19 protein-coding genes are annotated in these 24,450 nt (G+C 34.9%); 17 read left to right on the top strand and 2 right to left on the bottom strand.

The window, feature by feature from the left end; translation table 11 throughout:
- Positions 1 to 5 precede the first annotated feature (5 nt).
- Positions 6 to 986, top strand: coding sequence for an EamA family transporter (locus EAG08_RS03245; RefSeq protein WP_129534200.1), 981 nt, complete (start codon positions 6 to 8; stop codon positions 984 to 986).
- Positions 987 to 1,069: 83 nt separating this feature from the next.
- Positions 1,070 to 2,065, top strand: coding sequence for an alpha/beta fold hydrolase (locus EAG08_RS03240; RefSeq protein ID WP_129534199.1), 996 nt, complete (start codon positions 1,070 to 1,072; stop codon positions 2,063 to 2,065).
- Positions 2,066 to 2,364: 299 nt separating this feature from the next.
- Here the strand turns inward: EAG08_RS03240 and rplS are convergent, their stop codons facing one another.
- Positions 2,365 to 2,721, bottom strand: a complete 357-nt coding sequence (gene rplS / locus EAG08_RS03235) for a 50S ribosomal protein L19 (RefSeq protein ID WP_007846341.1) — start codon at positions 2,719 to 2,721, stop codon at positions 2,365 to 2,367.
- Between the two features lie 262 nt (positions 2,722 to 2,983).
- On the opposite strand from rplS, the gene EAG08_RS03230 reads away from it, so the two are divergent.
- The 3 genes from EAG08_RS03230 to EAG08_RS03220 all read left to right on the top strand — a co-directional run bounded on the left by EAG08_RS03230 (position 2,984) and on the right by EAG08_RS03220 (position 7,392).
- A complete protein-coding gene (locus EAG08_RS03230; protein WP_129534198.1) occupies positions 2,984 to 5,731 on the top strand; it encodes a fibronectin type III domain-containing protein in 2,748 nt (915 codons plus the stop codon).
- Between the two features lie 163 nt (positions 5,732 to 5,894).
- Positions 5,895 to 6,599 (top strand): CoA transferase subunit A, encoded by a 705-nt coding sequence (locus tag EAG08_RS03225; protein ID WP_129534197.1) that lies wholly within the window; start codon positions 5,895 to 5,897, stop codon positions 6,597 to 6,599.
- 139 nt (positions 6,600 to 6,738) lie between these two features.
- On the top strand, positions 6,739 to 7,392 hold the full coding sequence (locus tag EAG08_RS03220) for a CoA transferase subunit B (protein ID WP_129534196.1): 654 nt from the start codon (positions 6,739 to 6,741) through the stop codon (positions 7,390 to 7,392).
- A gap of 261 nt (positions 7,393 to 7,653) precedes the next feature.
- Here the strand turns inward: EAG08_RS03220 and EAG08_RS03215 are convergent, their stop codons facing one another.
- The gene (locus EAG08_RS03215; protein WP_129534195.1) at positions 7,654 to 8,460 is read right to left on the bottom strand and encodes a DUF4197 domain-containing protein; all 807 of its coding nucleotides are present in this window, start codon (positions 8,458 to 8,460) and stop codon (positions 7,654 to 7,656) included.
- Between the two features lie 105 nt (positions 8,461 to 8,565).
- Here EAG08_RS03215 and EAG08_RS03210 point away from each other — a divergent pair, with 105 nt between their 5' ends.
- The 12 genes from EAG08_RS03210 to EAG08_RS03155 all read left to right on the top strand — a co-directional run bounded on the left by EAG08_RS03210 (position 8,566) and on the right by EAG08_RS03155 (position 24,450).
- Positions 8,566 to 10,833, top strand: a complete 2,268-nt coding sequence (locus EAG08_RS03210; RefSeq protein WP_129534194.1) for a family 20 glycosylhydrolase — start codon at positions 8,566 to 8,568, stop codon at positions 10,831 to 10,833.
- 75 nt (positions 10,834 to 10,908) lie between these two features.
- Complete coding sequence (locus tag EAG08_RS03205) at positions 10,909 to 11,904, top strand: isoaspartyl peptidase/L-asparaginase family protein (RefSeq protein WP_129534193.1); 996 nt, start codon at positions 10,909 to 10,911, stop codon at positions 11,902 to 11,904.
- 7 nt (positions 11,905 to 11,911) lie between these two features.
- A complete protein-coding gene (locus EAG08_RS03200) occupies positions 11,912 to 12,109 on the top strand; it encodes a hypothetical protein (RefSeq protein ID WP_129534192.1) in 198 nt (65 codons plus the stop codon).
- Positions 12,109 to 12,450: a hypothetical protein gene (locus EAG08_RS03195; RefSeq protein WP_129534191.1), complete on the top strand. Its 342-nt coding sequence runs from the start codon at positions 12,109 to 12,111 to the stop codon at positions 12,448 to 12,450. Before EAG08_RS03200 ends, EAG08_RS03195 begins: the two co-directional genes overlap by 1 nt.
- A 24-nt stretch (positions 12,451 to 12,474) precedes the next feature.
- Complete coding sequence (locus EAG08_RS03190) at positions 12,475 to 13,137, top strand: copper homeostasis protein CutC (protein ID WP_129534190.1); 663 nt, start codon at positions 12,475 to 12,477, stop codon at positions 13,135 to 13,137.
- 295 nt (positions 13,138 to 13,432) lie between these two features.
- Complete coding sequence (locus EAG08_RS03185; protein ID WP_129534189.1) at positions 13,433 to 13,810, top strand: GxxExxY protein; 378 nt, start codon at positions 13,433 to 13,435, stop codon at positions 13,808 to 13,810.
- Entirely contained in the window at positions 13,811 to 16,297 is a 2,487-nt protein-coding gene (locus EAG08_RS03180) for a beta-mannosidase (protein WP_129534188.1), read from the top strand.
- Positions 16,298 to 16,411: 114 nt separating this feature from the next.
- A complete protein-coding gene (locus EAG08_RS03175; RefSeq protein ID WP_129534187.1) occupies positions 16,412 to 16,906 on the top strand; it encodes a hypothetical protein in 495 nt (164 codons plus the stop codon).
- 56 nt (positions 16,907 to 16,962) lie between these two features.
- Positions 16,963 to 17,871: an AEC family transporter gene (locus EAG08_RS03170; RefSeq protein ID WP_129534186.1), complete on the top strand. Its 909-nt coding sequence runs from the start codon at positions 16,963 to 16,965 to the stop codon at positions 17,869 to 17,871.
- A 443-nt stretch (positions 17,872 to 18,314) separates the two neighbouring features.
- Complete coding sequence (gene priA, locus EAG08_RS03165) at positions 18,315 to 20,762, top strand: primosomal protein N' (protein WP_129534185.1); 2,448 nt, start codon at positions 18,315 to 18,317, stop codon at positions 20,760 to 20,762.
- A gap of 159 nt (positions 20,763 to 20,921) precedes the next feature.
- A complete protein-coding gene (dacB, locus tag EAG08_RS03160; RefSeq protein WP_129534184.1) occupies positions 20,922 to 22,391 on the top strand; it encodes a D-alanyl-D-alanine carboxypeptidase/D-alanyl-D-alanine-endopeptidase in 1,470 nt (489 codons plus the stop codon).
- Positions 22,392 to 22,536: 145 nt separating this feature from the next.
- Complete coding sequence (locus tag EAG08_RS03155) at positions 22,537 to 24,450, top strand: M1 family aminopeptidase (protein ID WP_129534183.1); 1,914 nt, start codon at positions 22,537 to 22,539, stop codon at positions 24,448 to 24,450.

Here is a 24,450-nt window from a genome sequence, read left to right as displayed (position 1 = left end):
TGGATATGGAGAAGAAGAATATTTTAAAAGGAGTTTTATTTGTCGGGATTGGTGCAAGTATTTATGGGATGCTGGCAACTTTTGTGAAGATGTCTTACAAAGAGGGTTTTACAACCTCTGAAGTGACAACCGCACAGTTTGTCATGGGATTTGTTGGTTTATTGATTTTAAATTTCATTCAAACCATTACTTCTAAAAAAACTTTAGCGTCACCGATTTCAAAAGAGATTAAAATGTTAATGCTGGCAGGCACATCATTGGGGTGCACGAGCTTGTTTTACTACTTGTCAGTGCAGTACATCAATGTTTCGATCGCTATTGTTTTGCTGATGCAGTCTGTTTGGTTCAGCGTTGTGGTAGAAAGTTTCTTAACTAAAAAATTACCGACACTCAGAAAAGTGATTTCGGTTTGTATTGTTTTGTTGGGGACGGTTTTAGCAACAAATTTGATCAATCTTGAAGTTACAATTGACTGGCATGGCATCTTTTGGGGATTATTGGCGGCAGCATCATTTACGATGACGATGTTTACTTCAAATACTTTGGCGACAGGTTTACCGGTTCTTAGGAAAAGTATCATTATGCTTTCGGGAGGTTCGGTTGTTATCCTTTTGTTTTTGTTTTTTGCACAAATTGGGCCTCTTCATTTTGAAGGTTTAAAATCATTTTACCTTAATTTCACTGAAAATACACAGCACATCCGACCGTTTGATTATTCTATTTTTTGGAAATATGGATTTATATTAGCGCTGTTTGGAACCATCATTCCACCGATTTTATTTAATCTGGGTTTTCCAAATACAGGTCTGGGATTGGGAAGTATTATTTCGTCTTTGGAACTTCCGGTTTCCGTAACGATGGCGTTCGTTTTATTAAGCGAAAAAGTAATCCTTATTCAATGGATTGGAATTGTTTTAATTCTTTTCGCAATTGTTTTGATGAATCTGCCTTCAAAAAAAGAAAAACTTGCAGAACAACTTTCTTAAAATTGATAATTAAATTATAAATAACACCAAAAACCGTTTCTTTTGAAGCGGTTTTTTTAAATTTATATCTAAATTAAAATTTAATGAAAAATTTTAAAAATGCTGCAGTCATTATGTTGTTTTCATTAGCATCAGTTTCTGTGTTTTCTCAGGTAAAACCTTTAGACGTAACACTCTCAAACTACCAATATCCTTTCGAAGTTCATTTTAAAGATTTAAATTCTCAAAAACAAAATCTGAAAATGGCCTACATGGATGTGAAGCCTAAAAAATCCAACGGAAAAACCATGATGCTTCTTCACGGGAAGAATTTTAACGGAGCTTATTGGGAAAAAACGGCAAAAGATCTATCAGATAAAGGTTTCAGAGTGATTATTCCGGATCAGATTGGCTTTGGGAAATCTTCCAAGCCTCAAAGTTATCAGTTTTCATTTGCACAGTTAGCAAGCAATACTAAAGCTATTTTAGATGATTTAAAAATTGATAAAATCATTGTTCTCGGTCATTCAATGGGTGGAATGGTTGCCACAAGATTCACTTTAATGTATCCTGAAACCGTAGAAAAATTAATTCTCGAAAACCCAATCGGTTTGGAAGATTATAAAGCTTTAGCAAGATATCAAACCGTTGATGAAGCCTATCAATCTGAATTAAAAAATACCGCAGAATCGTATAAAAATTATCAACTTAAATTCTATTACGACAACAAATGGAAAGCAGAATACCAACCTTGGTTAGATCTTATCGCAGGCTGGACTTTACACAAAGACTATCCACAAGTCGCTTGGAATGCTGCGCTAACGAGCGATATTATTTTCAATCAACCAATTGTTTATGAGTTTAAAAATATCAAAACGCCCACATTATTAATTATCGGAACAAGAGACCGAACAGCCATCGGAAAAGACCGTGCACCCAAAGAAATTCAGCCTACCATGGGACAATATCAAGAACTAGGAAAGAAAACACAACAGCAAATTGCCGGATCAAAATTAGTAGAGCTCGAAAATGTCGGTCACCTTCCACACATCGAAGTGTACGATAAATTCTGGAATGCTCTTTATGATTTTATAAAGTAGGAGAGAAGCTGGAGTTTACAACTTTGAAAATAATTCAAGTTTAACATACATTACTCTAATATTATAAACGAAACGAAAATTCCCCTTCTTTGGAGGGGTGGCGAAAATTCGAAGAATTTTTGACGGGGTGGTTATAACAAGTTTATTTTTCTTAGCCCCGATTGCAGTGGAAATCCTTTTTTGAAAAAAAGATTGCAACGAAAAGCGGGAAACAGCTCTTTAAAAAAACAAAAACATACCAAAATAAAAAGAGACTGCTAAAAATTAGCAGCCTCTCTTCGTATGTGTTGTTGTCTGAATTATTTCTTCTTGTAAGCAGCGTCTTTAATTCTCGCTTTTTTACCTCTAAGGTCTCTGAAGTAGTAAATTCTAGATCTTCTAACTTTACCTCTTCTGTCAACTTCGATTTTTTGAAGAGCAGGCATGTTGATAGGGAAAACTCTCTCTACACCTACATCACCACTCATTTTTCTGATTGTAAAAGTCTTTGTAGAACCTGTTCCTCTTAATTGGATTACAGTTCCTTTGAAGAACTGAGTTCTTGTTTTTTGACCTTCTTTAATCTCGTAATACACAGTGATTGTATCACCAGCTTTGAATTCAGGGAATTCTTTTTTTGTAATGTACTTGTCTTGTACGTACTTTAATAAATCCATTATTAATAAAATAAAATGTGTTACGCTAAGCAACTTTCACGGACTTCGTCAGAGGTTGAATAACAGGTTGCAAATATATGAAATACTTTTTGAATATGCCAAACAATTTTGTGATACTAAATTGTGTTTTTTAAACTTTTTTCAGAGAAAAAATTAATAGTTGCTTATCATTAAAGTCATTTTGAGTTTACAAGTGAAATTTATATTTGCCGGGTTGTAAAATTACACCATCATTTAACAAATAAACTCAACTGAAATTACCATGAGGCATTATCTATTATTCTTTTTTTTCGTCGTCCAGCTTTCGTACGCTCAGGTTTTGTATCCTTACCTGCAAAATCCTGCTCACAATTCTATGATTGTCAACTGGAAGACAAGCTCAGACAATGAAACAACCGTTCTTTACGGAAATTCTCCAACGAACCTTAATGTGACTGTAACAGGAACTACCAATATTTTTTCTGATACAGGCTACAATAACAATTACTATTATCACACGGCAAAAATTACCAATTTACAACCTAACACCAAGTATTATTACAAAATAAAAACAGGAACCAGCGAATCTGCAGTGTATAACTTCAGAACACTTCCTCTTCCCGGGCAGCCTGTAACACTTGATGGAAAAATAAGGTTTTTGATCATGGGAGACAACCAGATCAAGGCAGAGCCTCGATATGATTCGTTAAATTACAAAGCTTACAAAAAACTTAAAGAAAAGTTCGGGCTTACATCAGATCCTTCAGATAATATTGCACTTACATTTATGGTCGGAGATCAGGTAGATGTCGGGACTCTTGATCATTATGAGAATGTTCACTTTAAAAAGAACAGAAAATTATCACCCTACCTTCCGATACTGACAACCGTTGGAAACCACGAGACGTATGGTACTTTGGGAATGAATTCTTACTACGCTCATTTTAATATCGATGAAATTAAATACAAAAATATCTCATCAGGCAACGAAAATTATTACGCTCAACAAGCAGGAAATGTTTTGTTTATAAGTTTAAGTTCAGAGCATACAGGCTCAGCACAGCAAACTTGGCTTCAGCAGATTTTAAACGAAGCAAATAACGATTCTACAGTTGACTGGATTATTTCATTAAGCCACAGACCTTATCAGGCAGAGCAATATGTAGGTGATATTTCTACATGGGTAAGAAACAATGCAGTTCCGCTTTTGGCAGGATCAGACAAATATTTGATGCATGTAGGAGCTCACCATCACCTTTATCACAGAGGACAGTTAAAAAACACTCCAAATTATCAGATTATCTCTGGAGGAACGGCTTGGGATCAGTATTGGGGAATGTCTACCGAACAGGATTTTGACGATGTACAGAAAACATTAACAGACTGGACGTACCAAATCATCGAAGTGGATGTCACCAACGGAAAAGTAGATATCGAAAGTTATTCTATCGGAGGAATTTATACTCAAAAAGACAATGTGCTGATTGACTCATTTCACAGGTATAAAAATAAACCTAAACCTTTGAAGCCGTCAATTACAAACATTTTTACAGCACCAATAACTTTGCCTTTAACATTAAATGGAAGTACTTTCTCTTCACCTGCAAACGAACTTTTAAATACGACTCAGTTTTTAGTAAGTAAAGTTGCTGACTTTTCGGTGATTGAAAAAGAATTTTACAGAGATTATGAAAACTGGTTCGGGAAAGATGGAAACGGAAATCCAGATCTTACCAAAAACGTGAATGCAGGTGTTGATATTACGAAAGTAACTTTCGCAGCAAACTCTATTACCAACGGAGTTTATTATGTGAAAACTCGTTACAGAGACAGAAACATGGAGTGGAGCGACTGGAGTGACGTAAAGCAATTTGAAGTAACAGGAAGCGTGGTTTCAAATCCTACTTTTACATTAAATAAAACAGAATACCTGCAAAATGAAGCGATTGCAGCTACTTACAATGACGGACCAGGAAATCAGCAGGACTGGGTCGCTATTTATAAAAAAGGACAAAACCCAGCATCAGTAACTTCACAAGGTTATATTTATACGAACGGACAAACTTCAGGAATTGCAAACTTCCCGAATGGTTTGGCAACTAAAGGTCAGTACTTTGCAGGATTTTTTGCTAATAACGGTTATACAGAAATTGCACCTAGAAAAAGTTTTTATGTGGGACCGAAAGCTGTGCTTCAAACCACTGCAGATGCATATCCTGTGGGCGGAACAGTGGTAGTTAATTTTTCGAATGGACCAAATTTAGTAAAAGACTGGATTGGAATTTATAAAATGGGACACGTTCCCGGGCCAACTCCTGCGACGAAATGGAGTTATGTCACAACCGCATCAGGAACTCTTGATTTTACAGGTCTTCCAAAAGGATATTATTATGCTCAGTATTTCCTTGAAGACGGTTACAGCACAGTAGGAGAGAAGGTTTTCTTTAAAGTAGGAGATATTGTGACAGACCTTTGGATCAATAAACCGGTATATACTTTAGGTGAAAATATTTCTGCTTCATGGACGGATTCGCCGGGTATCATCAAAGATTGGTTAGGAATTTATCCTCAAAATATTTCTGTTCCGGATGATAATTTTGTTTCATACACTTATTTTGATGGGGTAACTCAAGGTACAAAAGCCATTACAGGAAATGTAAATGGAGTACCAACCACAGCAGGTAATTATTACATGGTGATGTTTACCAATGATTCTTACACAGAAGTTTCAAACAGAGTACAGTTTCAGGTAACTTCAGCTACATTGGGAACTGAAGAAACGAAGAATAAGACTGAAAAAAATGTAGTTTTATATCCTAATCCTACAAAACCAGGACAGCCGACTTTTATTAAAAGTGACTATCCTATCGAAAAAATTGAGTTGATATCAGCGACAGGTCAACTGTTATACAAATCTGAAAACGTACAAAATCAGCGTTTTTCTTTAGTCAACGAGAACCTGCCAAAAGGTGTTTATTTTGTAAAAGTACATACCAGAAAATTATTTACTTTAAAATTAATTATTGAATAAACCTATTCACAACTGATTGATAAAGAGCGGAACTTGTTTCCGCTTTTTTGTTTTTAAATAATACTGAAAATGAAATTCTATTCAATCTTTCTCAAAATTTATTTGAAATACTGAAGGTGTCATAAAAATGTTTAAATTTAAAACTGAAAAAATCAAATATTTCATGATAGATAAAAGAGTAAAAAATGCTGCTGAAGCTATTGAAGGAATCCAAGACGGGATGACCCTGATGTTGGGCGGATTTGGTCTGTGCGGAATTCCGGAAAATTCAATCAATGCATTGGTAGATAGCGATGTAAAAGATTTGACATGTATTTCAAACAATGCGGGAGTAGATGATTTTGGTTTGGGATTATTGTTGCAAAAAAAGCAAATCAAAAAAATGATTTCTTCATACGTTGGGGAAAACGCAGAATTCGAAAGACAAATGCTTTCCGGTGAATTAGATGTTGAATTGACACCACAGGGAACTTTAGCCGAGAAATGTCGTGCCGCTCAGGCCGGAATTCCTGCATTCTACACACCAGCTGGTTTCGGAACTGAGGTTGCAGAAGGGAAAGAAGTAAAAGATTTCAAAGGGAAACCTCATATTTTGGAGCACGCATACGATGCAGATTATTCAATTGTAAAAGCCTGGAAAGGTGATCATGCAGGAAATTTAATTTTTAAAGGATCAGCAAGAAATTTCAATCATCCAATGGCAGGTGCTGGTAAAATTACCATTGCTGAAGTTGAAGAATTAGTTGCTCCGGGAGAATTAGACCCCAACCAGATTCACATTCCGGGAATTATGATTCAAAGGATTTTCCAAGGAGAAAAATTTGAAAAAAGAATCGAGCAACGAACTGTCAGAAAGAAAGATAATTAAGAATTATTATTTAAACAATTGAGTAATAAAAGTTTGTATGACTTTGCTGAGTGAAACGCCTTTGCGAACTTAAAAACAGTGTCAATCTAAAAAAACTTTGTCCCGAAACTTCGGGATTAAAAAAATCAAATTTAAAAAAATGTTAAGTAAAGAAGATATAGCAAAACGTATTTCCAAAGAGGTAAAAGATGGATATTACGTCAACTTAGGAATAGGAATTCCAACATTGGTGGCCAACTACGTTCCAGACAATCTTTCGGTAGAATTTCAAAGTGAAAATGGAGTTTTAGGAATGGGTCCATTTCCTTTCGAGGGCGAAGAAGACGCAGACGTTATTAACGCCGGAAAACAAACCATTACCATTTTAGAAGGTGGTTCATTTTTCGATTCAGCTTTCAGTTTTGGGATGATCAGAAGCCAAAAAGTAGATTTAACTATCCTTGGCGCAATGGAAGTTTCAGAAAACGGAGACATTGCCAACTGGAAAATCCCAGGAAAAATGGTGAAAGGAATGGGTGGCGCAATGGATTTAGTAGCTTCAGCCGAAAATATTATCGTTGCGATGATGCACGTTAACAAAGCCGGAGAAAGTAAAATCCTGAAAAAATGTACACTTCCTTTAACCGGAATTAACTGCGTGAAAAAAGTAGTAACCGAATTGGCTGTTTTAGATGTAACTCCAGCCGGATTCAAATTGGTTGAAAGGGCTCCGGGAGTTTCTGTAGAACACATCATCAAATCAACAGAAGCAGATTTAATCATCGAAGGAGAAATTCCTGAAATGCAATTCTAAATAAAACGAAAACCTTGTCATCGACAAGGTTTTTAATTGAAAATATTTATTTCAATTAAATTGATAGGAAATCGTAGCGTTAAGAAAATAAATTCTGTGAACGTTAAGAAAATTCTACTGTTTGAAGCGCGACAAAGATTCTGATTTGAAGAACAAATACCGAACTTGCACGAGTTTTAGAATTTTTAGTTTACAGATTTTATTTTTAGCGAAGAGGTCCAAGTCTTGAATTTTTGGTTCTTTTGTTTCAAGACAAAAGAACTACTTACCATCCTGCGCCCCAAAAACCTTTTGCAAAATACTGGTCGTTCTCATCACAGAATTATTTCTGATACCGCTTTCTTTTTCAGCAACCATTTTGAAAACGCCATTGATGGTTTCGTTGGTAACGTATTCATTTAAATCTGTTGAAACAGCATTTCCAGTCAAGGTATTGTATTTTGAAATTAATTGAGTCCAAACCTTATCAGCACCAACTTTCCCTAATGAAGCCTTCACTTTTGGCTGAAAAGCAGTGAATAATTGAGTTTGGGTTTTACTTTGTAAATAATTGGTTGCCGAATTATCGCCTCCCAATAAAATGTTTTTGGCGTCGGTAATCGTCATTGAAGTGATGGCTTTTGTGAAAATCGGAGCAGATTCAGTAACAGCATCTTCAGCTGCTCTGTTCAATAATTTCACACCCTGATCTGCTAAGCTTCCCAACCCGAAAGCGCGGAGTTTGGTGTCGATTACTCTTAATTTTTCAGGCATTAAAATTTTCACGGCTTCATTTTTCAGGAAACCATCGGTTACGCCCAGTTTTTTCACACCTTCAGTTACGCCTAAATTTAAAGCTTCCTTTAAACCTGATGAAATTTGGGTTGAAGTCAGACTTCCTAAATTAACTGAAGAACTGTTTTTGGTTGGAGTTTGTGGACTTGTTGTAGAAGTTGCTGGTGTCGTTTTGGGATTGCTTAGATCTATACCAGTCTGGTTTTTAACAGTAGATTTAATGATATCTAAAATTTGTGCTTGTGCAGAAACCGAGAATAATAATCCGGCTGCTAAGAGAAAAGTTTTTTTCATCGTTTATTTTTATACAAAATTAGATGTTTCGTAGCTGAAATAGTTAAATCATAGACTGAATTTTTCAGAAAATAATTATATTCGCTAAAATCTAAACTCAACAAGATGCTGCGTATTCTTTTGGTCTTTTCTTTACTCATTTCAACGTGTTTTTTCTCTCAGAATAAATTAAATTTAATTCCTTATCCGCAAAATTTAAAAATTAATAAAGGAGCAAGTGTAATTCCTGAAAAAATTCTTGTTCGGGAGGCAAAAAATGATTCTCTTCAGTTTGAAGTTAAGATTTTTAATACATTTTTAAAAACTGATGCGACTCACTTCTTAGTTTCAAATCATGGAGTACCAAAATATAGTTTTGTAGAATTAGAAAAGGTAAATTCTTCAGAAATTAAAGATGATGGATATTTTTTAGAAATTAACGATAAGAAGATTTTAATTAAATATTCAAGTAAAAAAGGAAAGTTCTATGCGTTTCAAACTTTGATTCAATTAATTAATCAGTTTTCAGATAAAAAGGAAATTCCAAATTTAAAGATAAATGATTCTCCAAAATTCGCATGGCGAGGAATGCACCTTGATGTTTGCCGTCATTTCTTCACTGTCGAAGAAGTAAAACAATACATCGATTATTTGGCAATATACAAACTCAATACATTTCACTGGCATTTAACCGACGATCAGGGCTGGAGAATTGAGATTAAAAAATATCCGAAACTTACACAAATTGGTTCAAAACGAAAAGAATCCATGATTGGTGCTTATGTCGATGATACTTATGACGGAAAACCTTACGGACCGTATTTTTATACCCAAGAGCAAATCAAAGAAGTTGTAAAATACGCTCAGGATAGACATATCACGGTCGTTCCGGAGATTGAAATGCCTGGTCATGCTTTGGCTGCACTTTCTGCTTATCCTCAATTGGCGTGTACGAAAGGGCCTTTCGAGGTGGCGACAAAATGGGGAGTTTTCGATGATGTTTTCTGTCCAAAAGACGAAACGTTTACGTTTTTAGAAAATGTTTTGGATGAGGTCATTGCACTTTTTCCTTCGCAATACATTCACATCGGTGGTGACGAATGTCCGAAAACAAGATGGAAAGAATGTGCACATTGTCAGGAATTAATTAAAAAACATAATCTGAAAGACGAGCACGGTTTACAAAGTTATTTCATTCAGAGAATTGAAAAGTATGTCAACTTAAAAGGTCGAAAAATCATCGGCTGGGACGAGATTTTGGAAGGTGGATTAGCTCCAAATGCCGCAGTAATGAGTTGGACTGGCATTAAAGGTGGAATCGAAGCTGCAAAAACCAATCATTTTGCCGTAATGACGCCGGGTGCATATTGTTATTTTGACCATTATCAGGGCGATCCGCAGACCGAACCGAATGCGTTTGGAGGTTTCACACCTTTGGATAAAGTCTATTCGTATAATCCTATTCCAGCTGAATTGAACGCAGAGCAGTCAAAATTTATTTTGGGAGTTCAGGCGAATTTATGGACGGAATATATTCTGGATTTCAAACAAGTTCAATACATGATCTTCCCAAGATTATTTGCTCTGTCTGAGGTCGGTTGGGGAACTTCAAACCCTGAAAAATACAAAGAATTTGAAAACAGAGTTGTGCAGCATTTTAAGATTTTAGATAAAATGAACATCAACTATGCGAAAAGTATCTACAATATTTCAGGCAAGGTAATTCCTAATAACACTGGTGTTTCTTACGAACTTTCAACTTCTCAAAATCCCAACGGAATTAAATATACAATTGACGGAAGCGAACCAAAATCAAATTCGGCAACCTATCAGAATGCAATTCCTGTTTCAAAAGCGATGACGATAAAGTCTGCTTATTTTGAAAATGGAGAATTGAAAAGTGCAATATCTTCTCAAAATTTTACCACCTCAAAAACGACTGGAAAAAAAATCATCTTGGAACATCAGCCGAGCGAAAATTATTCTTTCGGCGGCGCATTTACTTTAGTTGATGCAATTATAGGAAATGTAAAACAGTTAGGAAAAACGTGGCTGGGTTTTCAGGGAAAAGATGTTGTCGCAACCATTGATTTAGGCGAAAAAACTAATTTTTCAGAAGTTTATTTTAATACATTGGACAATAAAGGAAGCTGGATTCATCTGGCAAAATCAGCGACTGTTTCCATTTCGAATGACGGAAAAAATTTTAAAACCATCAAAGAAACCGGAAAAGAAGATATTCTTTCAACAAAAGGAAAAATTATTCTTAAAGTTGGAAATCAGAATGCCCAATTTATTAAAATTAAAATAGAAAACGCAGGAATTATTCCTGCAGGAAACCCTGGTGCAGACTCAAAAGCGTGGCTTTTTGTAGATGAAATCGGAGCACAATAATTAAATAAAATTTAGTACTTAAAGTTTCTAAAATTTTAAACAAGTCAACCTTAACCTAAGCCTCAACTTAAAAATATGAATTCAAGAAGAAAATTTTTAAAAACCACAGGAATATTATCATCCGCATTGTTATTGAATCCATTGGATTTGATTGCTAAAAATGTTCCAGACAACGAAAACTCAGTGGTGAATAAACCGATTGTTCTTTCAACCTGGGATTTTGGTTTAAAAGCGAACGAAGAGGCGTGGAAGATATTAGGAAAAGGCGGAAGAGCATTGGATGCTGTTGAAAAAGGTGTTCGTTTGGTTGAAAATGATCCGAATGAGAGAAGCGTTGGTTACGGTGGTCGTCCCGACAGAGACGGAAGAGTGACGTTGGATGCTTGTATAATGGATGAAAATTACAACATTGGTTCGGTTGCGTGTCTTGAAAATATTAAAAATCCAATTTCGGTAGCGAGAATGGTGATGGAAAAAACACCGCATGTGATGTTGGTCGGTGACGGAGCGTTTCAGTTTGCCGTTTCCCAAGGTTTTAAAAAAGAAAATATCCTTACAGCAGATTCCGAAAAAGAGTGGAAAGAATGGCTGAAGGACAGCAACTATAAACCCATCGTCAATATAGAAAATCACGACACGATTGGAATGATCGCTTTGGATGCTCAAGGAAATCTTTCCGGAGCGTGCACTACGAGCGGAATGGCTTTCAAAATGCACGGCAGAGTAGGTGATTCCCCAATTATCGGTGCAGGTTTGTTCGTTGATAACGAAGTCGGAGCGGCGACGGCGACTGGTCATGGCGAAGAAGTGATCAGAACGGTGGGAACTCATCTTGTGGTGGAATTAATGCGACAAGGAAGAAACCCTCAGCAAGCCTGTAAAGAAGCGGTTGAAAGAATCGTGAAAATTACTGAGCGAAGAAATAAAAATCTAAAAGATATTCAGGTTGGCTTTATTGCCATCAATAAAAAAGGGGAATATGGTTCGTACTGCATTCAGGACGGATTTAATTTTGCGGTTTATGACCGAAAAGGAAACCGTCTTGAGAAGCCTGAATTTGCTTTGAAATAATCACAAGATGAAAAAAGTAATTATTGCTTCTTTATTTTTAATTGTCAGCTGTAAAGATGCTGTGAAAAATGAGATCGATCTACATAATCCTACAATAAATGATGTAGTTGCAGATAATTCTAAAGGAGCTGCAGAAGCAAAGAAATGGTTGGAAAATAGTATTGTTAGTTATTTTAAAGCAGATATTTCTGAACATCAAAAATAATGAAAGACATTACAACCAAAGATTATTATGAGTTTAAAACCGATGCCACGAATGTTGATTTAGATGTTGATGGAAGTCTTACTTTAAAAGAATTTCAACAAAAATGGGGAGACAAATTTGACACAAATTTTGCAGGAATAAATACAGGGTTTTTAATTTCTGCTCAAGATTGGATTAATGTTGAAGTTAGAAAATGTGAAGTGATTACTGCCATAAATAATGTTTATACGTTTAATGTGGTTTTGGCTGATGATGGTTTTAAGGCAGAATACTTTAGAAAAATAAAAGTGATAAAAGAAAATGATAGATTCTTGATTGATGGAGTAATAGAATCAGACTAAATATAATTAAAATTAGCAAAAAAAATGTTCCTAGAAATTGCCACATTTGATATCACTTCCGCTGAAATTGCATTGAATTCCGTTGCCGACCGTATTGAATTTTGCGCAGACATCAATTCAGGAGGAATTACACCCGACCTTGAAGAATTGAGATATTTAAAAGAAAAATATTCCAAACCGATTCATGTGATGATCCGTCCAATTGGAGGCGGTTTTTTGTATTCAGATTCAGAATTTAATCAGATGCAGGAAAGTATCATTGAATTTTCAAAGGCAAATGCAGATGGTTTTGTTTTCGGAATTTTAGATGAAAATCAGGAAATTGATGTTGAAAAAAACAGGTTGTTGGTTGATTTGGCCAACGGAAAACCATGCATTTTTCACAGAGCCATCGACCGAACCAAAAATATTTTTGAATCTGCAGAAAAACTGATTGAATTGGGCTTTAAAGAAATTCTCACTTCCGGTGGAGAAAATTCTGCGATGGAAGGAAAGGGAAATTTAAAAAAACTTATTGAAAATTGTGGCGATGATATTAAAATCTTAATAGGTGGCGGAGTCCGTTCGAATAATATTTCAGAGTTGAAAAATGTGACGGGTGGGAAATATTTTCATTCTTCGGCAGTGTTGTCTTATGAGTCATTTGCGAATGCTGAAGAGATTAAAAAATTGAAGGTTAATTTGTGAAATTTTATTGAGAGATATTAAATGAAATTTTTTAACGCAAAGTTTTATTTTTTAATCCTCCTGATTTAAGAAGCAAAGAATGACGGACAAGCCGTCTAAGCTTGAGAATAAATTTACGGTTAAAAATAATTTTTGAATTTAAGAAAAGAATTAATCTATGAAAGTTTTATAGAGCACATATATTTTCAAGCTTAAGCAACTTGGTTGCTACTCTTTGCTTCTTAAATCTTCATAAAGAAAAATAATCTTTGCGTTAATAAAGTACAAGATAAAAGTTAAACAAACACAAACACAAATGACAGAAAACGAATTATCCTATAAAATTATTGGTGCTGCACTGGAAGTGCATAAAACTTTGGGAGTTGGTTTGCTTGAAAGCGCTTATGAAGTTGCTTTAGCTTACGAGTTAAGAGAACTTGGTTTTGAGGTCAAAAGTCAGGTGGTACTTTCCCTAAAATATAAAAGTGAGGTAATCGACAATGCTTACAGAGTTGATTTGATTGTAGAAGATAAGGTGATTATAGAAGTTAAATCTGTATTAGAAATTAATCCCATTTCCTATTCGCAGATTTTGACTTATTTAAAATTAACAAACATAAAACTCGGACTTCTCATTAACTTTAATACACCTTTAATCAAGGACGGAATCCATAGAATTGTAAATAAACTGTAAATGAACAAAACTATACTTTTTTCTATATTTTTCATTCAAATATTCATTAACGCCCAATTTTCAGAGCGAGATCTTTCGTTAGAAAAATGGCAGTTCAAAAATGTAAAAGAACAAAAATGGCTCACGGCCACCGTGCCGGGGACGGTTCATTTGGATTTGATGAATCATCAACTTATTCCTGATCCTTACAAAGATGAAAACGAGAAAAAAGTGCAGTGGGTTGAGAATGAAGACTGGGATTATCAGATGGTTTTTAAAGTTTCTTATAAAGAATTAGAAAATCAAAATGCGGATTTGGTTTTTCATGGATTGGATACTTTTTCTGAAATTTTTTTAAACGGAAAACTGCTGAAGAAAACAGACAACATGTTCAGAACATGGAAAATTCCGGTGAAAAATAATTTGAAAGTTGGAAATAATACGTTGCAGATTAAATTTAAATCTTCAGTCAATGTTGGAAAAGATTTAGCCAGAAAAGTTCCGTTCACAATGCCGGAAACGCCACGAAGTTTTGTCAGAAAAGCGCAATATCAGTTTGGTTGGGATTGGGGCCCAAGATTGGTTACTGCCGGAATCTGGAAAGATGTCAAACTGAATTTTTGGAATCATGCGAAATTTGAGAATGTAAAAATAGAGCAGAAATCTTTAACAAAGCAAAAAGCTGATTTAATTATTCACGCAGAAATTTTTGCAGAGAAAGATGGCAAATATAGTTTTACAACAGATAAAACAAATTATGATATTGTTCTGAAAAAAGGTTTAAATAAGATTTCAGTTCCATTTAAAATTGAAAATCCACATTTTTGGCAACCGAACGGATGGGGAAAAGCAATGACTTATGTATTAAAATTTTCACTGAAAAAGGATGCTCAAATTATTGATAAAAAAGATGAAACAATTGGTCTCAGAACCATCGAATTAATTCAGGAAAAAGACGAAAAAGGAAAAATTTTCTATTTTAAAGTCAATGGAAATCCGATGTATGCAAGAGGAACAAACTGGATTCCGTCTGACAGTTTTACGCCAAGAATTACCAAAGAAAAATACAAAAAACTCATCAAAGACTGCAAAGATGCCAACATGAACATGATTCGGGTTTGGGGTGGCGGAATTTACGAAGATGAAGAATTTTACAAAGCCTGCGACGAAAACGGAATTCTCGTGTGGCAGGATTTTATGTTTGCCGGAAGTTTTTATCCGTCAGACGAAGATTTTTTAAATAACGTAAAAGAAGAAGTCAAAGGTCAGGTCAACAGACTTCAAAATCATCCGTCGATTGCGTTGTGGTGTGGAAATAACGAAATCGATGAGGCGATTGTAAATTGGGGATATCAGAAACAATTCAAATATTCAAAAGAAGATTCTCTGCAGGTCTGGAAAGATTATAAAAAGGTTTTCCACGAGGTCATTCCGAATGCTTTGAAAGAAAATGTAACCCCAGAAAAAAATACTTACTGGCCAAGTTCGCCTTCGATCGGATGGGGTCACAAAGAAAGTTTAACTGAAGGCGATTCTCATTATTGGGGCGTTTGGTGGGGCGAATTTCCGTTTGAAATTTATAACGAAAAAGTTCCAAGATTTGCATCAGAATATGGTTTTCAGGGAATGCCAAGTTTAGAAACTGTGAAATCAATGTTTTCGGGAAATCCGGATTTAGGTTTAGAAAATCCGGTCATCAAAGCGCATGAAAAGAACGCCCGAGGTTTTCATATCATTAATGAGTATATGAAGCGTGACTACGTGGTTCCGAAAGATTTTGTGAAATACAATTACGTTTCTCAACTGCTTCAGGCTCGTGGAATGCAGATTGCCATTGAGGCGCACCGCCGTGCAAAACCGTACAACATGGGAACTTTGTATTGGCAGCTTAATGATTGCTGGCCAGTAATTTCGTGGTCGTCGATTGATTATCTGGGTAATTGGAAGGCTTTGCATTATCAGGTGAAAAGAAGTTTTGAAAACCAAGTAATTTTAACGGAAGAAATGGACGGTTTTTTGAACTTTTATGCCATTAATGATGAATTAAAAAAGTTTGAAGATATAAAAGTAGAAATTCAGGTTGTTGATTTTAACGGAAAAATTCTAAATGATTTAACTACGGTTCAGAATGGGAAAACATTGGATGGAATTGCAAAGATTGATCATATAGAAATTAAAAATTTAATTAAATATTCCAATAAAAATGAAGTATTTTTAAAATTGATTTTAAAAGATATCAATAAAAAAATCATTGCAGAAAATCTTCATTTCTTCGCAAAACCAAAAGATTTAAAACTTACAAGACCCAACATTACAATCAAGAAAATCTCACCAATAGAAATCGAAATTTCCACCGATGTTCTAGCGAAAGATGTTTATTTAATGGGTGACACCCATTTTAGCGACAACTTTTTTGATTTGCTTCCAAAAACTTCGAAGAAAATCTACCTTTCAAAACCTTTAGAAAAAGTTGAGGTGATGAGTTTGTGGAATATGGTGAATGAATAATTATAGAATAGTAAAATGCTAAAGAAAATTTCTAATTTTTTATTTTTTATATTTTTCGGAGTTCTTGCATCGGGAATATTTTTCATCTGGTTTGATTTTAAAATTAAAATAGAATTGCCAATCAGTGATTTTGCAGGATTTGTTGTTGATAGTAACGAAAATATTTATATCGGAGATAGTTTTTATTCAATCATTCAAAAATATGATAAAAAAGGAAATTTTGTTGAATCAATTAGGGTGGAAAATGCTGGTGGAAAAACTTTCAGAATGAGTATTGATGGTAAAAATAATATTATTATTAAATCTCAGATTGATAAAAATCTTATATTATTTCCATATTATAATCGTGATAAGGTTTCAGTAATATATAATGCTAATAAGGACGAAAAACTCCGAGATGTAAACAAAATTTTTCTTACTTCAAAAAAACAAAAATTTGAAGATGTTGGTAGATTGTATCCTTCAATTTGGAAATTATCAGAAACAAAAGAAAAAATTGTTGAGCAGAATTTTCTTTTAAAATTTCTTAGTCTTCCAACTATGGGAATAATAATTTTGATTGTATTGATAATGAAATTGACAATTTTTATTTCAGAAAAAAAATCATGAAAAAAAGGCAAAATTCTTAACATTCAGTCATAAATTTGTACATATTTTAAAGAATCATGGTAAATTTTGTTTTAATTGGCGTTTGCATTCTTGCGGGAATGATCCTCAAAGAAACAAAATCCATCCATCCCGATGCACACAAAGGTATCAATACCTGGATTCTCTATCTCGCATTACCTGCAGTTTCTTTCAAATATTTGCCGAAAGTTCAGTGGTCTTTGGAAATGCTTTTTCCCATTGCCGCAACATTTCTGACTGCCGTTTTTGCTTTCGTCTTTATGAAGATTTATTGTAAAACGAAAGGATATTCCGAAAGATCACGAAGCACATTAGAATTAGTCAGCGGTTACAGCAATACATCTTTCATTGGTTTTCCATTAATTAGTGCATTTTACGGTGAAAGTCTTTTAAGTATTGCGATTATCTGTGATCAGACGATGTTTTTTTCGCTTTCCACTTTAGGAATTATTACGGCAATAAGAGGCGGCGGAAAATCAGGCGAAGTGAGTGCGAAATTTATTTTTAAAAGATTAATCACCTTTCCACCGCTCGTAGGCTGTATTGCTGCATTGGTTTTGTCGCCATTTATCGATTTCACTTTTGCAGAACCGCTTTTCGATAAATTGGCAGCAACTTTAAGTCCGCTCGCCCTATTTTCTGTCGGATTACAATTAAAATTCAACGGCTGGAAAAAATTGATTCCTCAGATGTCAGCGTCGATGTTTTACAAGTTAATTCTGGCTCCTACAATCAGTCTTGGATTGGTATTTTTGTTCGAAATAACGGGAAATATTGCCAAAATCACCATTTTTGAATCCGCAATGCCGACGGTTGTGACTTCCAGCATTATTGCCGAACAGTTCAGGCTCAACACCAAGCTCACCAATCTCACCATCGGGTTCAGCATTATTCTCGGTTTTTTCACAACGGCGGTTTGGTATCAGATTATTGAATTTATTTTTTAAAATGGAGCTTAATCCCGCTTTCACTACTCGCTTTTCCGAGAGATTCGGCGACGGCTTTGCCGCCGCCGAATCTCTCGGAAAGAGCTCAAACATGCCGTTCAATCGGGGCTGGGAGTTTTGTCATTATTTTCAAATTTTGTAATAACTATAACGTTTGTCATTTATTTCAAATATTCAGACTAATCAGCGTCAAGTTTGTCATTCCGGAGGAATCTAAGCAAAATTGGATTTTAAATATCTATATCGAGATTCCTCCGGAATGACAAACTTGTTTTGATTTGAAAAGTTGAGATTGATTTTGCTAAGTGAAACGCCTTATCAAACTAAAAATATTCTCAATACAATCAATAAAAACTTAGCGTGCTTTGCGTTTAAAAATTTAGCTTCACTAAAAAATTGCAATTCTGTTTAGAAACAATTAATTTTACATTTTAATTTTTCCCTTGCAGTACGCCCAGATAATTTTACCGCTCAATTTAAAAGGAACCTTTACATACAAAGTTCCGGCAGAACTCGCTTTCAAAATTGAAAACGGAATGCGTGTACTCGTACCGTTTGGCGGGAAAAAAATCTACACCGGAATTGTTTTTGAACTTCATGATCAGGCACCGGAAAATTTCGTCGCTAAAGAAGTCATCAGCATTTTAGATGAATATCCGATTGTTCCGTCTGAGCAAATCAGCTTCTGGAATTGGCTTTCAAGTTATTATCTCTGCAATCTCGGTGAAATTTATCGGTTCGCTTTTCCTTCTTCTCTGAAACTGGAAAGCGAAACGTATTTAAAGCTTAAACCCAATGCAGTCATTGAGTTTGAGAATCTTGATGTCAACGAAATGTACCTCATTCAGGCTTTGGAAGTTCGTCAGCTGATTAATCTGACAGATATTGAAGCATTTATTCCGAAAAAGGAGATCATTAAAACCATCAATTCTCTGATAGATTTACAATATATTGAAATTGATGAAAAAGTTGCCGAAAAATACAAAGCCAAAGAAGTTGCGTACGTAAAAGTGAAAGATGAGGTTTTAAAAAATCAAAATCTGACTGAAATTCTTTTGCAACTTAACAGAGCAAAAAAACAGAAAGAACTTTTCCTGAATATTATAGAAAAGCAAACTGAACATCCCGATTTACACATTAAAAAATCGGAATTGTTTGAGGATGGATATTTTGGGAGTTCACATTTCAAAGCTTTAGCAGATAAAAATTTGGTTGAAGAATATTATCTTCAAAAATATAGAATCGAAAGCTACGAGGGTGAAATTGAAGAAATAGAAGAACTGTCTGAGGCACAAAAAGAAGCAAAGGCAGAAATTGATGAAGCTTTTGATGAAAAGAAAAACGTTCTGATTCATGGTGTCACTTCTTCAGGAAAAACGCATTTGTATTTAGAAAAAATTGAAGAATGTGTCAACGAAGGAAAAAACGTTTTGTTTTTGCTACCCGAAATTTCTTTAACCAAACAAATCACACAACGTTTAGAAAAAAAATACGGTCGTCAATTAGGTTTTTATCACCAAAAACTTACTGATTTTGAAAAAGTTGAGGTTTGGAGAAGAATTAAAAATAACGATATTAAAATTCTCATTGCGACAAGAAACGCTTTATTTCTGCCTTATCAGAATTTAGGGTTGATTATTGTGGATGAAGAGCACGATTCTGCCTATAGACCGAGAGAAGTTTCGCCTTTTTTCAATGCGAAAGATGCCGCTTTGGTTTTGGCAGGTTTTTATGATGCAAGAGTGATTTTGGGCTCGGCAACGCCTTCTGTGGAAAGTTATTATTTAGCCAGAAAAGAAAAATTACACTATATATTTTTAAATGAAAGATTCGGGAATGTAAAATTGCCTGAATTTGAACTGATTAACTTCAAAGAAGCCCAGGATTCCAAAAAGGTTTCCGGAAATTTTTCGTTACAGCTGATTGATGAGATTAAAAAAACTTTAGACGAAAAAAATCAGACCATCATTCTTCATAATCGCCGTGGCTATGCAAGTGTTATAGAATGCGAAACTTGTGGCTACGTCAATTACTGCTCAAACTGTGATGTTGTTCTGACGTATCATAAAGCAGCCAATGAAATGAAATGTCATTATTGCGGTCAGAGAGCTTCAAAACCGAAAGCCTGCCCGAAATGTCATTCTGAAAATCTGAATGAAAGAGGAGTTGGAGTAGAGCAGATTCATGAAGAAGTTTCAAAGATATTCCCCGAAAATGAAGTCGACAGAATGGATGTTGATTCGATGCGGAAAAAATTTGCCTACGAAAAATTATACGAGAAAATTGAAGATCGGGAAACTGATATTATTGTTGGTACTCAAATGATTTCCAAAGGTTTAGATTTTGATCATATCGAATTGGTCGCCATTCCGAAAGCTGATTCTATGTTGTATGTTCAGGATTTCAGAGCTGAAGAACGTGCTTATCAATTGATTACTCAGGTTTCTGGTAGAGCGGGAAGGGTTTCAGGAAACGGGAAAATTTTAATTCAGACTTACAATCCGGATCATTCTGTTTTTCAGTTGATTAAAATGAATAATGTTTTAAAGATTTATAAATATTTTCTTACAGAAAGACAGAAGTTTCATTATCCGCCTTTCACCAAATTAATTATGATTGAGCTGAAACACATTAAAGATGATAAAGTCAATCGTGCGTCTCAGTTTTTAGGTTCAATTTTAAGAAAATATCTTCCCGAAGATTGTATTCTCGGTCCGGAACGAGCTCAGATTGCGAGATTGAATAATTTGTATCAGTTTCAGATTTTATTGAAGCTTCCAAGAGGGAAAAACTATGAAAAATTTAAAAGTCTGGTTTTATTAAGTCTGAAAGAATTTGATGAAATCACTGCATATCAAAGCATTAAAAAAGATGTATTTGTAGATTTTTAACACTATTTAACAAAATTTATACGCTTTTATCATACTTTCATAGGTTGGTTTCTAACAATAATTTCTACATTTGAACGTTTATTATGTGTTTGGATTCTGAGAAAAGATTTAACTAATCGTTTTTTATGTCATCCAAAATATAACAAAAAGAAAAAATTGATGATAAATTACAGAAAGTATATTTCAGGTATTACGGTTTTGGCCACTGGTTTTTTCCTTGCCCAATCTACCGTATCTACAGTTCTTTATTCTCCAAATTTCGAAAGTCAAAAAAGCGGATTAAACTTACCTTCTCCTGCAGCAGCGATTGAAAAAGCTTTTTTGTCTCCTAAAGAACTTGTAGATGTTAACCTAAACACAATGATGACAGATCCCGTATTGAAAAATGCAACTTGGGGATTTGTAGTCTATGACCCGAAAACGAAGAAGGTAATCTCTTCGTACAACGAAAACACTCCGCTTGTTCCTGCTTCTACCACCAAATTATTGACCACAGAAACTGCTTTGCATCTGTTGGGAGAAAATTACCGTTGGATGACGCAGCTTGAATATTCAGGAGAAATCGACGAAAATGGAGTTTTGAACGGTAATCTTTATATTGTAGGTAGCGGCGACCCATCGTTGGGAACCAACAAAGCTGGAGCTTGGTCTTACAAAGAAATCGTTTCAGACTTCGTGAGTGGAATGTCTCGTGAGGGAATCAAAAAGGTAAATGGTGATATTATTATTCAGACAGCGCTTTTCAAAGGTAACATTTCGAGACTTCCGGAAAATGTTGTGTGGCTAGAAAACAATAATTACTATCTGCCCGTTGGTACAACTCGTGAGATTAATCCTGCAAACGAAAAACTGATCGTTAAAAAAGGTAATAACTCAGCATCAGATAAAAAATATTTCTACGTTTCACCTTACGCCAATCAAATGGTGTATGCTGAAAAGTATGATGGTGATGGAGTTTTAACCACTAAACTTCCTGATGCACCTGCGTTTTTGGCAAATTCATTCCGTGCAACTTTGGTGAAAAGCGGAGTAGGTGTTACCGGAAAAGTAACTCCAAAAACTACAGATGCAGCTCCGGAAGTAAGAAAAATGATTTCCGCATACAAATCTCCAACGTTGTCAGATATTATCTATTACACCAATCAGCGTAGTGATAACGGATTGGCAGAAGCGCTACTGAAAACAGTTGGTTTCCAGAAAATGGGCGACCAGACTTCAGAATCGGGTAGAATTGTGGTGAATGAACATTTGAAAGATGTCGCTTTCGATCTAGAAGGTTTAAATTATATGGATGGAAGCGGATTGTCTAGAAGCAATCATGTAACTCCAATTTCTCAGGTGAAGTTTTTAACTTCTTTGATGAACCAAAAATATTATAAAACATATTTCGATTCTTTACCGATTGCAGGGCAAACTGGAACTTTAAAAGGTATGTTTAAAATTGAAGGAAACGGACAAATTTTTGCAAAAACAGGAACCTTAAATAAAGTGAAAGCTTTGACAGGTTATATGAAAACGAATACAGGCAGAACTTTAGTTTTTTCTATCTTGGTTAACAATTATGCTGGTTCTGTTGCTCAGGTAAAAAGCAAAATGGAAAAAATTCTTCAGCCGGCTTTGGATCTTTAGAAAAGTAATTCAATTGATATACAAACCTTTTAATCTAAGATTGAAAGGTTTTTTTTATCTTTAACCTCTAATTTGTTGATAATGGAATTGATTTATATTTTCAATCAAAAACCATTTCATGTAGACAATCGTATATTATAATAATATGAAAAAGTTTTATCTTCTAATTTTAGGTGTTTTAGTATGTCAAACCGTTTTAGCTCAGGAAAATATTGAAATGAAAGGCTTGATGGCAAAAGAAATGAAGTCTTTTACCGCAAAAATGAATGCTGGAAATACCAATCCGAATACATTAAACTACGATTTGCAGTATCAGAGAATGGATGTTTCATTGAATCCGTCTGTTGCACAGATTTCAGGTTCTGTGACTTCTCATTTCAAGCCAACTCAAGCAATGAGTAGTATTTATTTTGATTTAACGAACCAACTGACGGTTTCTCAAGTTACTTTTCATGGTCAGCCCTTAGCTTTTCAGCAGTTGGCAACCAAAGAAGTGAAAATTGATTTTACATCATCACTTCCTGCCAATGTTTTAGATTCTTTAACGATACAATACAGCGGAAATCCTCCTACAAATAATAATGCATTCTTCACCAATAGTCAAGGTGGAACGCCAGTTCTTTCTACTTTAAACGAACCTTACGGTGCACAAGATTGGTTTCCGACTAAGCAAAGTTTAAATGATAAAATTGAAAGATTTGATATTAAAGTAACAACTCCTTCACAATATAGTGTAGCATCAAACGGGAGATTAATGAGCGAAACAATTCTGGGAAGCGGACAAAAATTAACGTTTTGGAGAACACAATATCCCACGGCAGCCTATTTGGTGGCTCTATCAATTACGAATTTTGTTAAATTGAATGATACGATGGGAAATCCGCCATTTCCTTTTGTGAATTATATCTATCCTGGAACGTCTACTAATGTAGGCAGCATGGCAAATATTGAATGGACGAAGACCGTAATGAATACTTTTGAAACCTACTTCGGACCTTATCCTTTCAGAAATGAAAAATATGGTCACATGGAATTCACCGCAGGTGGCGGAATGGAGCATCAAACGATGTCTTCCATGGGAAGTTGGAGCAAACAATTGATTGCTCACGAACTTGCCCATCAATGGTTCGGAGATAAAGTGACCTGTGGTGCTTGGAATGATATCTGGCTGAATGAAGGTTTTGCTACATTTGGAGAGCATGTTGCATATGAAAAATTGTTGATGACCAATACTGAATTTCTAAATTATCTTTTAAGCGAGAAAAATTATATTACCAGTGCTACAGGTGGCAGTGTGTATGTTGCAGACGCTAATTTAGGAAGTGTAGGGACAATATTTAGCGGAAGACTATCTTATTCTAAAGGAGGATATGTTGTAAGAATGATCAAATGGATTCTTGGTGAAACTGTATTTTATCAGGCTTTAAAAGATTATCATGCAAGACCAAATTTAGCTTATAATTATGTGAAAACATCAGACTTAAATGCTTCACTGTTGCAGTCTACTGGGAGAGATTTTACAGGTTTTTTCAATGACTGGATTTATGGTCAGGGTTACCCGACTTATGATATCAGATGGAAACAGACTGGAAATCAAGTAACTTTCAAAGCAGGACAAACTCAAAGTCATGCGTCAGTAAGCTTTTTTGACATGCCATTGCCTATAAAAGTAAATGGAACGGGTGGGCAGGTTGCTTATTTTGCTTTAAATAATACTTCAAATAATCAATATTTTACAGAAACTGTTTCATTTCCGGTCGCAAGCGTACAATTTAATTATGAGTATCAGATTCTGGAAAAAAACTCTACTGTTGCACAAGATAATACTTTGAGTACTTCAGAGGCTGTATTAGATCAATTGTCTATTTATCCAAATCCTGCAAAAGACGAATTGTTTATTTCAGGTTTAAAAAAGCAAACCGATTACAATATTGTTACGGCTGATGGCAGATTGGTGAAAAAAGGAAATACAGAAAAGAAAATTGATATTTCTGCATTAGAAAAAGGTGTTTACTTTATAACCATTCAACAGTTGAATCTAAAATTTATAAAGGAGTAA

Origin of the sequence: Chryseobacterium sp. 3008163 (genome assembly GCF_003669035.1) — a bacterium.
Lineage (GTDB): Bacteria > Bacteroidota > Bacteroidia > Flavobacteriales > Weeksellaceae > Chryseobacterium.
The sequence above is the reverse complement of the archived record's forward strand: the minus strand, read 5'-3'. Positions and strand labels throughout refer to the sequence as shown.